This is a genomic window from Achromobacter sp. EB05, assembly GCF_044232075.1.
Taxonomy (GTDB): domain Bacteria; phylum Pseudomonadota; class Gammaproteobacteria; order Burkholderiales; family Burkholderiaceae_B; genus Achromobacter; species Achromobacter dolens.
The window spans coordinates 1318162-1332473 of sequence record NZ_CP155917.1; the positions used below are offsets into that span (position 1 = coordinate 1318162).

Annotated in this window: 8 protein-coding genes; 5 read left to right on the forward strand and 3 right to left on the reverse strand. The window is 68.3% G+C overall.

All coding sequences use genetic code 11. The features are described 5' to 3' along the window. Positions 1–229: 229 nt before the first annotated feature. The gene (locus AAID08_RS06055) at positions 230–1000 is read left to right on the forward strand and encodes an IclR family transcriptional regulator (protein WP_175188616.1); all 771 of its coding nucleotides are present in this window, start codon (positions 230–232) and stop codon (positions 998–1000) included. 48 nt (positions 1001–1048) lie between these two features. Here AAID08_RS06055 and AAID08_RS06060 read toward each other — a convergent pair whose 3' ends face one another. Genes AAID08_RS06060 through AAID08_RS06070 form a run of 3 tightly spaced genes read right to left on the reverse strand, consistent with a single transcriptional unit; the run spans position 1049 to position 6926 of the window. Then, complete coding sequence (locus tag AAID08_RS06060; protein WP_395757461.1) at positions 1049–2578, reverse strand: efflux transporter outer membrane subunit; 1530 nt, start codon at positions 2576–2578, stop codon at positions 1049–1051. A 2-nt stretch (positions 2579–2580) separates the two neighbouring features. Continuing rightward, positions 2581–5754, reverse strand: a complete 3174-nt coding sequence (locus AAID08_RS06065) for an efflux RND transporter permease subunit (RefSeq protein WP_395757462.1) — start codon at positions 5752–5754, stop codon at positions 2581–2583. Then, positions 5751–6926: an efflux RND transporter periplasmic adaptor subunit gene (locus AAID08_RS06070; protein WP_395757463.1), complete on the reverse strand. Its 1176-nt coding sequence runs from the start codon at positions 6924–6926 to the stop codon at positions 5751–5753. The genes AAID08_RS06065 and AAID08_RS06070 overlap by 4 nt, the downstream gene beginning before the upstream one ends. Before the next feature lie 167 nt (positions 6927–7093). Between AAID08_RS06070 and AAID08_RS06075 the strand changes: the two genes are divergently transcribed. From AAID08_RS06075 to AAID08_RS06090, 4 genes are all read left to right on the forward strand, one after another. Continuing rightward, a complete protein-coding gene (locus AAID08_RS06075; RefSeq protein ID WP_054501620.1) occupies positions 7094–7717 on the forward strand; it encodes a TetR/AcrR family transcriptional regulator in 624 nt (207 codons plus the stop codon). A gap of 120 nt (positions 7718–7837) precedes the next feature. Beyond that, positions 7838–9808, forward strand: a complete 1971-nt coding sequence (locus AAID08_RS06080) for a choline BCCT transporter BetT (RefSeq protein WP_116792038.1) — start codon at positions 7838–7840, stop codon at positions 9806–9808. A gap of 228 nt (positions 9809–10036) precedes the next feature. Then, on the forward strand, positions 10037–11167 hold the full coding sequence (locus tag AAID08_RS06085; protein WP_116792037.1) for an efflux RND transporter periplasmic adaptor subunit: 1131 nt from the start codon (positions 10037–10039) through the stop codon (positions 11165–11167). Positions 11168–11183: 16 nt separating this feature from the next. Next, positions 11184–14303, forward strand: a complete 3120-nt coding sequence (locus tag AAID08_RS06090; protein ID WP_395757464.1) for a MexW/MexI family multidrug efflux RND transporter permease subunit — start codon at positions 11184–11186, stop codon at positions 14301–14303. The last annotated feature ends 9 nt before the right edge of the window (positions 14304–14312 follow it).

Sequence of the window (14312 nt, forward strand, 5' to 3'; positions counted from 1 at the left end):
GGCCGCGGACTTTTTGCTGTCTGCTGGTCTGCTGCTTAAGTATCATTATTCGATAAAAAACAATCTTCACCAATTAGTTTTTATCTATAAATGATAAAAATAACGAAGTTGATAGTATGAGTCGAAGTGCCGCGCTTGGGCTGATAGCCGTGGGTTATGGCGCCGCGGGGTTCCCGGATCGCTGTGATACGCTGCGCCGATTCCGCCTCGCCCGATGTCCGCCGATTCCATGTCCACCCTGAAGCGCGCCCTCGCGATCCTCGACCTCTTCAGCCTGGCCACGCCGGTGCTGACGGCCGAAGAGATCATCTCCAAGCTGTCCTACTCGGCGCCGACCGGCTATCGCTACATCCGCGACCTGTCGGACCTGGGCTACCTGCTGCGCATGACGGGCGGCGGCTACAAGCTGGGGCCGCGCATCATCGAGCTGGACCATCTCATCATCGACGGCGATCCGGTGCTGGGCGTGGCCCGTCCGATCATGCGAGAGGTCGTGGACCAGGTCGGCGGCGACGTGCTGCTCAGCGTCATCCACGGCCTGCGGATCCTCAACATCCACCACGAGCGCGGTCCCGACGCGCTCGGCATCCCGCACGGCCGCGGCCGCGCCCACCCGCTGTTTCGCGGCGCCACCGCCAAGACCATCCTCGCGTTCCTGCCGCGCAAGGACCAGCGCAAACTCTACGAAGGGCATGCCGCCGACGTCGAGGCCGCGGGCCTGGGCGCGACGCAGGCCGAGTTCATCCGCCACCTGGACGAGATCCGGGTGCGGGGGGCGTATCTGGGGGTGGGCGAGATTTCGCCGGAACGCGCCGGCATCGCGGTGCCGGTGTTCCAGGAAGACCGGCGCATCTTCGGCGCGCTGACCGTGACCTTCCTGGCGACCCGGCTCAACACCATCGCGCAGGACAAGACCACGGCGCTGCTGCAGGCGGCGGCGCGGCGCATCGAGTCCCTGGCGCTGGCGTCCCGCATCAAGGAACAGGCCCCCGCGCCGTAGGCGTCGGGGGCCTGTGGGCGCCGCGCGGGCAGCGCGGCGTAGCGGTCACTACTGCTGCTGCTGCTGTTGAGGTTGAGCCGCTTGCGGACTGGCCGCCGCACCTTCGTTGGCCCGTTGCGCCGGCGCCTGCGGCGCGCGCACCGGCGAACCCATCGCCTGGAACAGCGCCGCCGTTTCAGTCAGGCGGGCATTGGCGTATTCCACTTCCCGCACCCGCGCCGCGACGTAATGCTGTTCGCTGGCGTACGCGGTGTAGGGCGCCAGGGCGCCCAGGCGCACGCGGTTGGCGGTGTTGCGGTGCGACTGCTCCGCGGCCCGGCGCGAGGCCTCGGCCGACGCCAGCGCCTGACCGTCCGCCTCCAGTTGCGCCAACGTGTCGGCCACGTCGCGGAAGGCGGTCAGCACGGTCTGCTTGTATTGCAGCACCGCCGCCTCATAGCGCTCCTTGGCGGCGCTGCGTTCGGCCAGCAGCGCGCCGCCGTGGAAGATCGGCTGCGTTAGCGACGCGCCCACCGCCCAGATCGAGCCCGCGCCCGACAATGCCGTCGGCCAGCTAAAGCCGCCTTTGCCCATCGACGCCGACAGCGACAGGCTGGGGAACAACTGCGCCGTGGCCACGCCCACGTCGGCCGCCGCCGCGCGCAGCACGGCCTCGGCGACGTGGATGTCGGGCCGCGCCGCCAGCAGTTCGGACGGCACCAGCACCGGCACCTCCTCGGGCACGGCGATCATGGCGAAGGCCAGGTCCGGCGGGGCCTGATCCGGACTGCGGCCCATCAGCACCGCCAGCGCGTGGCGCGTGGCCTGCCATTGCGCGCGCAGGCCCGGCAGCGAGGCTTCCAGCGTGGCGGCGTCCTGGTCGGCCTGCAGCGCGTCGTTCTGCGAGGCCGAGCCCAGTTCGTAGCGGCGCTGGGTGTCGCGCGCCACTTGGCGCGCCAGCACCACCTGCTTTTCGGTCAATGCCACCCGCTCGGCCAGCGAGGCCGAGGTGATGGCGCCGGTGACGATGTTGCCGGCCAGGGAACGGCGCGCCGATTCGAGCTGATAGGCCTGCTGTTCCACCTGGGCCGCGCGCGACACGTTCTCGAAGCGCGCCGCGCCGAACAGGTCGAGGTCGTACTTGGCCTGGACCTGGCCGGTGAAGACGTTGTAGAGCGCCGTGGGTTGCGGCAGGTTCGGCATGGTCAGCGCGCGCTTGCGAGAGACGTCGGCGCCGGCATCCACCGATGGCAGCAGCGACGAATTGACCTGTCCGCGCAACTGTTCGCGCGCGCCGGCCAGATTGCGCTCGGCCGCGGCCAGGTCCGGGCTGTTGGCCAGGCCTTCTTCCACCATGGCGTTGAGCGCGTCCGAGCCAAAGCGTTTCCACCACTCGGGCACCGGACGGCCGTCGCGCGCATAGCGCTGGGCCACGCCCTGCGCCGGCGCGCCGGCGGCGGGCAGCGCTTCGACGCCGTATTGCGCGGGCTGCGCCATCGCCGGCGGCTTGCTGTCGGGGGCGAAGGCGCAGGCGCCCAGCGCCAGCAGCAGCGGCAGGGTGGCCAGGCGCCAGGCCGGGGTCGGGAGACGGAGGGACATCGTCAGGCTCCTCGTTCTACGTTGTCGCCGGCGTGGGCGCCGGGCGGCACGCCTTCGGGCTCCTCGCGCTCGTCGTGGCGCACGCGGAACCAGGCCGCGTACAGCGCGGGCAAAAAGAACAGCGTCAGCACCGTGGCGCTGGTGATGCCGCCCATCAAGGCCGTGGCCATGGGGCCGAAGAAGTTGCTGCGCAGCAGCGGGATCAGCGCCAGCACCGCGGCCGCCGCCGTCAGCGTGATGGGGCGGAAGCGCCGCACCGTGGCGCCGACGATGGCGTCCACGCGCTTGTGCCCGGCGCTGATGTCCTGCTCGATCTGGTCGACCAGGATTACCGAGTTGCGCATGATGATGCCGAACATCGCGATCACGCCCAGCATGGCGACAAAGCCGAACGGCTTGCCGAACAGCAGCAGCGCGGCCACCACGCCGATCAGGCCGAGCGGCGCGGTCAGCACCACCATCAGCACGCGGGCGAAGCTCTGCAACTGCACCATCAGCAGCGTCAGCACCGCCACGATCATGATGGGCATCTGCGCGTTGATGGACGACTGGCCCTTGGCGCTTTCCTCGACCGGGCCGCCGACCTCGATGCGGTAGCCCACCGGCAGTTCGGCGCGCAGCGCGTCCAGCTTCTTGTCGATGGCGTGGGTCACGTCGATGCCCTGCGCGCCGGCCTTGACGTCGGCCTGCACGGTGATGGTGGGCTGGCGGTCGCGTTCCCAGATCACGCCGTATTCCAGGCCGTAGCGCACCTGGCCCAGGCTGCCCAGCGGCACCGGGCCGTTGGGCGTGGGCATGGCCAGCGTGGCCAGGCGGCCCGGATCGACCCGCTCGCTGTCGGGGGCGCGCAGGCTGACGTTGATCAGCTTGTCGCGTTCGCGGTATTGCGTCACGGTGTAGCCCGACAGCGTCATCGCCAGGAAGCTGGAGATGTCGTTGGAGCTTACGCCGACCTCGCGCGCCTTCTGCTGGTCGATGTCAAAGCGCACCGAGCGCTCGGACGGTTCGTCCCAGTCGAACTGCACGTTGACCGAGCGGCTGTCGGCGCGCACTTCGGCGGCCACCTTCTCGGCCACCTGGCGCACCTCGGGGATCTTGTCGCCGCTCACGCGGAACTGCACCTGGAAGCCCACCGGCGGGCCATTTTCCAGCCGCGACAGGCGGCTGCGGATCGCCGGGAACTGCTCACGCAGCACCGGCTCCAGCCAGTGCGCCAGCTTCTCGCGGTCTTCCACCGAGTTGGCGGTGATGACGATCTGGGCGAAGTTGGGCGTGGCCAACTGTTGGTCCAGCGGCAGGTAGAAGCGCGGCGCGCCGGTGCCGACGAAGCTCACCGAATGGGCGATCTCGGGCCGGCCGTTCAGCACTTTTTCAAGCCGCTCGACCTGGCGCAGCGTGGCCGCGAACGAGGCGCCTTCCTGCAGCCGCACGTCCACCAGCAGCTCGGTGCGGTCCGAGCTGGGGAAGAATTGCTGCGGCACCAGGCCGAAGCCGGCCATCGACAGGATGAACACCAGCACCGTCGCCAGCAGTACGCGCCAGCGCCGGTCCACGCACCACGCCACCCAGCCGCGCAGGCGCTGGTAGAAGCGGGTGTTGTAGATATCGTGCTCGTGGTCATCGGGCAGGTGCGCTTCGCGCTTGCGCTCGGGCAGCATGCGGTAGCCCAGCAGCGGGATCAGCACCACCGCGGCGAACCAAGAGGTGATCAGCGCGATCGCCGACACCTGGAAGATCGAGCGGGTGTATTCGCCGGTGCTGGACTTGGCCAGCGCGATCGGCAGGAAGCCGGCCACCGTCACCAGCGTGCCGGTCAGCATCGGGAAAGCGGTGCTGGTGTAGGCGAAGGCGGCGGCGCGCGCGCGGCTCCAGCCCTGTTCCAGTTTCACCGCCATCATCTCGACCGCGATGATGGCGTCGTCCACCAGCAGGCCCAGCGCCAGCACCAGCGTGCCCAGCGAGACCTTGTGCAGGCCGATGCCGAACATGTCCATGAACAGCGCGGTCACCGCCAGCACCACCGGAATCGAGATCACCACCACCATGCCGGTGCGCAGCCCCAGCGACACCAGGCTGACGATCAGCACGATGGCCACGGCCTCGGCCACCGAGCGCAGGAATTCGTCCACCGAGAACGACACCGCCTTGGGCATGCTCGACACCTCGGTCAGCGTCAGGCCGGCGGGCAGGCGCGCCTTGAGCTCGCCGAGCTTGGCCTCCAGGGCCTTGCCCAGGTGCACCACGTCCTGGCCCGGCTGCATGGTGATGCCGATGCCCAGCACCGGCTGGCCGCGCGTGCGCATCTGCTCGGCCGGGGGATCGTCGTAGCCGCGATGGATGGTGGCGATGTCGCCCAGCCGGATCGACTTGCCGTTGACGCGGATCAGCGTCTCGGCCAGCGCCCGGGTGTCCTGGAACTGGCCGCTGGGCCGCACGAAGATACGGTCGTCGGCGGTGGTCAGGGTGCCGGCGCTGGACACCGCGTTCTGGCTGTTGATGGCCTCGGCGATCTGCTGCGGCGACACGCCCAGGCGCGTGAGCTGCGTGTTGCTGATCTCGATGTAGACGTGCTCGGGCTGCTCGCCGAAGTAATCGACCTTGGCCACGCCCGGCACGCGCAGCAGCACCGTGCGCAGATTGTCGGCGTAGTCGCGCAACTGCGCCGGCGAGAAACCGTCGCCGGCCAGGGTGTAGATGTTGGTGTAGACGTCGCCGAACTCGTCATTGAAGAATGGCCCCTGCACGCCTTGCGGCAGGGTGGCGCCGATGTCGCCGACCTTCTTGCGCACCTGGTACCACTCGTTGGCCACCTCGCTGGCCGGGGCCGAGTCCTTCATGGTGAAGAAGATCAGCGATTCGCCCGGGCGCGAGTAGCTGCGCAGGAAGTCGGTGGACGGCGTTTCCTGCAGCTTCTTGGCGATGCGGTCGGTGACCTGTTCCTGCACCTGCTGCGAGGTGGCGCCGGGCCACAGGGTCTTGATGACCATCACGCGGAAGGTGAAGGGCGGGTCTTCCGACTGCGCCAGGCGCGAATACGACAGCACACCGAACAGCGTCACCAGCGTGATCAGGAAGATCACCAGCGGCTGGTGCCGCAGGGCCCAGGCCGACAGGTTGAACTTGCCTTCCTCGTGGCGGTGCGCGGCGTTCTGATTCTCGGGAACCGGCGCGCTCATGATGCGAAGTCCTCGGGGTGCAGCGGCGGCACCGCGCGGACCTTTTCGCCGGCCGACACGGCGTGCACGCCTTGCCACACCACGCGCTCGCCGGCCTGCACGCCCTGCGACAGGGTGACGCTGCGCGCGTCATAGCGCAGCACCTGCACGCGGCGCAGCTCCAGCGTGTCTTCCTGCGGCTTGACGATCCAGACGGCGGGCTCGGTGCCGTCATGGAACAGCGCCGTCGCCGGCACCGTGTAGGTGGTGGCGCCGTTGGCCTGGCGGTTGTCGAAGCTGATGTTGGCGGTCATGCCCAGCCGCACCTCGGGCGAGGGCGACTCCAGCGTCAGCTTGGCGCGATAGGTGCGGCTCTGCGGATCGGCGGCCGGCGCGATCTCGCGCAGCACGGCGCTGAAGGTCTTGCCGGGCAGCGGCGCCAGGGTGACGGTGGCGCGCTGGCCGATGGCCAGCCCCGCCAGCACGCTTTCGGGCACGTCGCAGAGCGCGTCGACGTCGCCCGACCAGGCCAGGTTGTAGACCGCCTGGCCGGCCGCCACGTTCTGGCCGGTGTCGGCCTGTTCGGCGGTGATGACGCCGGCATGGTCGGCCACGAGAGTGGTGTAGTTGAGCTGGTCGGCCGACAGCGCGGCCTGTTGCGCCGCCTGATCGCGTTGCGCCAGCGCCGAGGCGTAGGCGTTGCGGGTCTGTTCGAGCTGGTTGGCGGCGATCAGGTTTTCGCGGGCCTGGGCGCGGTCGCGGTCCAGTTGCTGCTTGGCGTAGTCCAACTGGTGCTGGGCGGCCGACAACTGGGCGCGGGCGGCGGTGGCGTTCTTGGTGGCGTCGGCGGGATCGAGCCGGGCGACCACCTGGCCGGGCTTGACCGTGTCACCCAGGCGCACCTTGCGTTCGATGATCTTGCCGCCCACGCGGAATGACAGCGGCGTGCTGTAGCGCGCCTGCACCTCACCCGGCAGGGTCCAGGCTGGCAGCGCGGCGTCGGCCTTGGCCGGCATGGCCACCACCGGACGCGGCGGCGGCGCCTCGGCTTCCTTGCTGCCGCAGCCGGCCAGCGCCAGCGTCAGCGCCAGGGCGAGCGCCGGCCAGCGGCGGCGCGGGGAAAGGCGGGAAGACGCCGCGACGGCGGCGGGATTGCGCGCGGCGACGGGCGCGCAAGAACCTGAAGAATTCACGAAACACCTCGCGACGCGGGCAGGAGGAGGGGGGCGGGACGCGAGGCGGCAGGCCGTTCCAGGCCGGCGGGACACCCTGGCAATCCGATACGGGATGGATTCTAATGCGGCTATGTATTCAAATACAAGTATGAATCTGAAATCGTTCCAGATGATAGAATCGGCGCATGTCAAAAGTCCGCCTTACCCGAGAGCAAAGCCGTGACCAGACGCGCCAGCGTCTGCTCGATGCCGCGCAATCGATCTTCCTGACCAAGGGTTTCGTGGCGGCCAGCGTCGAGGACATCGCCGAGCTGGCCGGCTATACCCGCGGCGCTTTCTATTCCAATTTCGCCAGCAAGTCCGAACTGTTCCTGCAGTTGCTCAAGCGCGACCACGAAAACGTCATGGGCGACATGCGCGCCATCTTCGAGGCCGGCGAAACCCGCCAGCAGATGGAAGACAGCGTGCTGCACTACTACAGCAATCATTTCCGCGACAACGAGTGCTTCCTGCTGTGGATGGAAGCCAAGCTGCAGGCCGCCCGCGACCCCGAGTTCCGGGTCGGCTTCATCGCCTGCATGGGCGAGCTGCGCGACGCCACCACCGAATACATCCGCCAGTTTTCCGAGCGCGTCGGCACGCCACTGCCGCTGCCGGCGCGTGAGCTGGCCATCGGCCTCTTGGCGCTGTCCGACGGCATGCAGTTCAGCTTCGCCTTCGACCCGCAGAACGTCAGCGCCGAGACCACCGAGTCGGTGCTGGAGGGATTCTTCCGCCGCGTGGTGTTCGGCGAACGCGACCCCGGCTAGGGCCCCGCGGGCATTGTCACCGCCAGCGGCGGCATGATAGTAATAACGGCGGCGCGCCGGCTGGACTGAGGGGGCCAGCGCCGTTGCCTTGCGCATCCCTCGGGCGAAAGGAGCGGCAGCATGTCTTCAGAAACCCGACCATCCACCATCAATCGCCCGGTCTTCTACACGGCGGCGCTGTTCACGCTGCTGCTGGTGGGCTTCGCCATCGCGACGCCCAGGACCGCGCAGAACCTGTTCGAATCGATCCAGGGCTGGATCCTCGGCAACGCCAGTTGGTTCTACATCCTGGTGGTCGCCATCATCCTGCTGTCGGTGGCGTTCCTGGCCATCAGCCGCTATGGCGACATCAAGCTGGGGCCCGACCACAGCGAGCCCGACTACCGCAACTTCACCTGGTTCGCCATGCTGTTCTCGGCGGGCATGGGCATCGGCCTGATGTTCTTCGGCGTGGCCGAGCCGGTCATGCACTTCATGTCGCCGCCGGTGGGCGAGGGCGCCACCGCGGCCGCCGCGCGCGAATCCATGAAGATCACCTTCTTCCACTGGGGCCTGCACGCCTGGGCCATCTACGCCGTGGTGGCGCTGACGCTGGCGTTCTTCAGCTTCCGCCATGGCCTGCCGCTGACGCTGCGGTCGGCGTTGTATCCGCTGATCGGCAACCGCATCCACGGCCCCATCGGCCACGCGGTCGACATCTTCGCCATCATCGGCACGGTGTTGGGCGTGGCCACCTCGCTGGGGCTGGGCGTGGCGCAGATGAACAGCGGCCTGAACCATCTGTTCGGCATTCCCGTGGGCGTGATGCCGCAGATCATCCTGATCGTCATCACCTGCGGGCTGGCCACGCTGTCGGTGGCCAGCGGCCTGGACAAGGGTATCCGCATCCTGTCCGAAGCCAACATGGTGCTGGCGGTGATCCTGCTGCTGTTCGTGCTGGTGGCCGGCCCCACCGTGTTCCTGCTGCAGACCTTCGTGCAGAACACCGGCGCCTACCTGTCGGACATCGTCAACAAGACCTTCAACCTGTATGCGTATGAGCCGACCGACTGGATCGGCGGCTGGACCCTGTTCTACTGGGGCTGGTGGATCGCCTGGTCGCCGTTCGTGGGCCTGTTCATCGCCCGCATCTCGCGCGGCCGCACCATCCGCGAATTCGTCAGCGGCGTGCTGCTGGTGCCGGCCGGGTTCACGCTGTTCTGGATGACCGTATTCGGCGACACCGCCATCCACTTCATCCTGGTCGACGGCATCAAGGGGTTCGCCGACACCGTCAAGGATGACAACTCGCTGGCCCTGTTCGCGTTCTTCGAGCTGTTGCCGTGGAGCGGTGTGATATCGATCTTCGCCATCGCCATGGTGGCGGTGTTCTTCGTCACTTCGGCGGATTCGGGCGCGCTGGTGGTGGACCTGCTGGCCTCGGGCGGCGCCGACCGCACGCCGGTGTGGCAGCGCATCTTCTGGTCGCTGTCGATGGGCGCGGTGGCCATCGCGCTGCTGCTGGCCGACGGCCTGACGGCGCTGCAGACGGCCACCATCGCCAGCGCGCTGCCGTTCTCGGTCATCCTGCTGCTGTCGCTGTGGGGGTTGTTCAAGGCGCTCAAGCTCGACGCCACCAAGCGCGGCATCCGCTACCAGTCGCTGACCCTGTCGCGCCCGGCGCGCGGCGGCCAGTCGTGGGAACGGCGGCTGCGCAACATGGTCATGATGCCGCGCCGCGCCCATGTGCTGCGCTTCATCGCGGACGTGGTGACCCCGGCCCTGGAAGACGTGGCCGATGAACTGCGCAAGCAGGGCTACGCGGTGGCGGTCAAGGAAGGCGACAGCGAGGGCGGCGTGGTGCTGGAAGTGAACCACGGCGAACACCTGGACTTCTTCTATTCGGTGCAGCCGCAGGCCTTCGTGCGGCCCAGCCTGACGCCCGAGGAGGCCGCCGACGAAGAGGAGCGCAAGTACTTCCGCGCCGAGGTCCACCTGCGCGAGGGCGGGCAGGACTACGACATCATGGGCTGGAGCCGTGATGCCGTCATCGGCGACATCCTCGACCAGTACGAGCGCCACCGCCACTACCTGCATATGGTGCGCACTTAGGCTAGCGCCCGCCTGTCGCGCGGCGCCGATCCCTGGCACCGGAAGCGCGCTACCCGCGTCCCGTCGCAACACGTTTCCCCGCAAACCGCCGGCTTTCGCCGGCGGTTTTTTCTTGCCCGTTTGCGCCGATAGGTTTCCTCAATCCTCAACATTACTTTAGGTTTTTTGACTTCGTCTGATTTTTCTAGGATTATCCAAGCCATTCCTTTGATAAATAGCGAGAGAATCATGAAGGCGAAATCGGGTGCATGGGTCGCCGGGGTGCTGGCCCTGGCGGTGGTGGCGGGGGGCGGGCTGTACTGGAAATTCGGCGGCGCGCAGCACAAGGGCGGCTGGGCCATGGCGCCGGCCAAGGTGGCGGTGGCGCCCGTGTTGCAGGCCGACTTCCCGGCGGCGCTGTCGGGCATCGGCTCGATCGAGGCGACGCGGCAGGTGCTGGTGCCGGCCGAAGTCGATGGCAGGGTGGCGCAGATCCTGTTCACGCCCGGCGAGCGGGTACGCGCCGGGCAACTGCTGGTGCAACTGAACGACGCGCCCGAGCAGGGCGAACTGGCGCGCCTGCAGGCCCAGGCCAGGAACGCCCGGGCGTTGCTGGAGCGCACCCGCCGCCTGGTGCCGCTGCAGGCCGCGACCCGCGAACAACTGGACCAGGCCCAGGCCGACTACGACCAGGCCGCCGGCGAAATCAAGCGCATCCAGGCGCTGATCGAACAGAAGCGCGTCAAGGCGCCGTTCGACGGCGTGCTCGGCGTGCGCCGCGTCAATCTGGGCCAGTTCGCCCGCGCCGGCGATCCGCTGGTGTCGCTGACCGACGCGACCAGCGTTTACGCCAACATCACCCTGCCCGAACAGGCGCTGGGCGCGCTGCGCGCCGGCCAGCCGGTGACCGTGACGGTCGACGCCCACGCCGGACGGGTCTTCGAAGGCGCCGTCACCACCATCGAGCCGCAGGTCGACCCGGGCTCGCGCACCGTGCGCGTGCAGGCCACGCTGGCCAATGCCGACGGCGCGCTGGCGGCGGGCATGTTCGCCCACGGCCAGGTGGTGCTGCCGCCGCGGCCCGGCGTGCTGACCGTGCCGGAAACCGCTGTCAGCTACAGCGCCTACGGCGACTCGGTCTATGTGGTGACGCCGCCCAAGGCCGGCGACGCATCGGCGCCGCCGACCGTGACCCAGGCCTACGTGCAGACCGCCGAGCGCGCCAGCGGCCGGGTGGTGGTGACCAAGGGCCTCAAGCCCGGCGACCGCGTGGTGACCTCGGGCCAGTTGCGCCTGCATAACGGCGCGCCGGTCGAGATCAGCGCCCAGGACACCGTGGCGCTGGACGCCGCGCCGCACTCCGTGGCGCAAGCCCGCTGAACCCGCGGAGCCGATCATGAAGTTTACCGATCTGTTCGTGCGCCGGCCGGTGCTGGCGCTGGTGGTCAGCACACTGCTGCTATTGATGGGGCTGCGCGCCCTGAGCGGCCTGCCGATCCGCCAGTACCCGCTGACCGAAAGCACCACCATCACCATCACCACGCAGTACCCGGGCGCCTCGCCCGACCTGATGCAGGGCTTCGTCACCCAACCCATCGCGCAATCCGTCGCCACGGTCGAAGGCATCGACTACCTGTCGTCGTCCTCGACCCAGGGCCGCAGCGTGATCACGGTGCGCATGAAGCTCAACGCCGATTCCAACAAGGCCATGACCGAGGTCATGGCCAAGGTCAACGAAGTCAAATACCGCCTGCCGCAGGACGCCTACGACCCGGTGCTGGTCAAGTCCGCCGGCGAGGCGACGGCTGTGGCCTACGTGGGGTTCTCCAGCTCGACCATGTCGCTGCCGGCGCTGACCGACTACCTGTCGCGCGTGGTGCAGCCGCAGTTGTCGTCGATCGACGGCGTGGCCAGCGTGGAACTGTACGGCGGCCAGAAGCTGGCGATGCGCGTCTGGCTCGACCCCGACCGGCTGGCCGCGCGCGGCATCTCGGCCGGCGAGCTGGCCGAGGCCCTGCGCCAGAACAACGTGCAGGCCGCGCCCGGCCAGGCCAAGGGCCTGTATGTGGTGTCCAACATCAAGGTCAACACCGACCTGGTCAACGTGGCCGAGTTCCGCGACATGGTCATCAAGCGCGAGGGCGACGCCATCGTGCGCCTGGGCGACGTGGCCACGGTTGAACTGGGAGCGGCCTCGACCGACTCCAGCGGCCTGATGGATGGCGAGCCGGCCGTGTACTTCGGCCTGAACGCCACGCCGGTCGGCAACCCGCTGGTGATCGTCAAGCGCCTGAACGAGCTGCTGCCCAATATCAAGCAGAACCTGCCGCCGGGCACCAGCGTGCAGGTGCCGTTCGAGCTGGCGCGCTTCATCAGCGCCTCGATCGACGGCGTGGTGCACACGCTGATGGAAGCCATCGTCATCGTGGTGGCGGTGATCTTCCTGTGCCTGGGCTCGCTGCGCGCGGTGCTGATCCCGGTGGTCACCATCCCGCTGTCGATGCTGGGGGGCGCGGCCATCATGGCGCTGTTCGGCTTCAGCGTGAACCTGCTGACGCTGCTGGCCATGGTGCTGGCCATCGGCCTGGTGGTGGACGACGCCATCGTGGTGGTCGAGAACGTGCACCGCCATATCGAGGAAGGCAAGTCGCCGGTGCGCGCGGCGCTGATCGGCGCGCGCGAAGTGGCCGGCCCGGTCATCGCCATGACCATCACGCTGGCGGCGGTGTACGCGCCGATCGGCCTGATGGGCGGCCTCACCGGTTCGCTGTTCAAGGAATTCGCCTTCACGCTGGCGGGGGCGGTGGTGGTGTCGGGCGTGATCGCGCTGACGCTGTCGCCGGTGATGAGTTCGTTCCTGCTCAACAGCCACGTGTCCGAGGGCTGGATGGCGCGCCGCGCCGAGCGCTTCTTCAATCGCCTGGGCCAGGCCTACGGCCGGCTGCTGGATGTGTCGCTGCATCACCGCTGGGTCACCGGCCTGCTGGCGGTGGCGGTGATGGCCAGCCTGCCGTTCCTGTACAACGCCGCCCAGCGCGAATTGGCGCCGGTCGAGGACCAGTCCACCGTGCTCACCGCGATCAAGTCGCCGCAGCACGCCAACATCGACTACGTCGAGAAGTTCGGCAAGAAGTGGGACGACGTGATGGCGACGCTGCCCGAGCAGAAGGGCCGCTGGCTCATCAACGGCTCGGACGGCGTCTCCAACAGCATCGGCGGCGTCGATTTCGTCGACTGGCACGAGCGCAAGCGCTCGGCCGACCAGATCCAGGCCGACATGCAGTCGATGGTCAACCAGATCGAGGGCAGCAACATCTTCGCCTTCCAGTTGCCGCCGCTGCCCGGCTCGACCGGCGGCCTGCCGGTGCAGATGGTCATCATGAGCGCGGCCGACTATCCGGTGGTGTACGAGGCCATGGAAAACCTGAAGCAGGCGGCGCGCGCCAGCGGCCTCTTCATGGTGGTCGACAGCGACCTGGACTACAACAACCCGGTGGTGCAACTGAAGGTGGACCGCGCCAAGGCCAACAGCCTGGGCGTCACCATGAAGGCGGTGGGCGACACGCTGGCGGTGCTGGTGGGCGAGAACTACGTCAACCGCTTCGGCATGGACGGCCGCTCGTACGACGTGATCCCGCAGAGCCTGCGCCAGCAGCGCATCTCGCCCGAATCGCTGGCGCGGTACTACGTCAAGAGCGCCAGCGGCGCGCAGGTGCCGCTGTCGAACTTCGTGTCGGTGTCGATGGGCGTCGAGCCCAACAAGTTGACCCAGTTCAACCAGCTCAACGCCGCCACCTTCCAGGCCATCCCGATGCCGGGCGTGACCATGGGCGATGCGGTGCAGTTCCTGACGCGCCAGGCGCAGCAGTTGCCGGCCGGCTTCAGCTACGACTGGCAGTCGGACGCGCGCCAGTTCAGCCAGGAAGGCTCGGCGCTGATGATCACCTTCATCTTCGCCATCATCGTCATCTACCTGGTGCTGGCGGCGCAGTACGAAAGCCTGCGCGACCCGTTCATCATCCTGGTGAGCGTGCCGCTGTCGATCTGCGGCGCGCTGATCCCGCTGGCGCTGGGCATGGCGACCATCAACATCTACACCCAGATCGGGTTGGTGACGCTGATCGGACTTATCAGCAAGCACGGCATCCTGATGGTGGAGTTCGCCAACGAGATGCAGGTCAGCCACGGCCTGGACCGGCGCAGCGCCATGGAGCACGCCGCCCGCATCCGCCTGCGGCCGATCCTGATGACCACCGCCGCCATGGTGGTGGGCCTGATTCCGCTGCTGTTCGCCAGCGGCGCCGGCGCCCACAGCCGCTACAGCCTGGGGTTGGTGATCGTGGTCGGCATGCTGGTCGGCACGCTCTTCACGCTGTTCGTGCTGCCCACCGTCTACACCGTGCTGGCGCGCGACCACCGCGCCGCCAACGACACGCCGCGCGCCCGTGAACTGGCCCGGGCGCAGGCCGAGGACGCGCTGCCGGTGGCAACGTCGCGCCCGGCCGAATCGCATTGAGGAACCGAT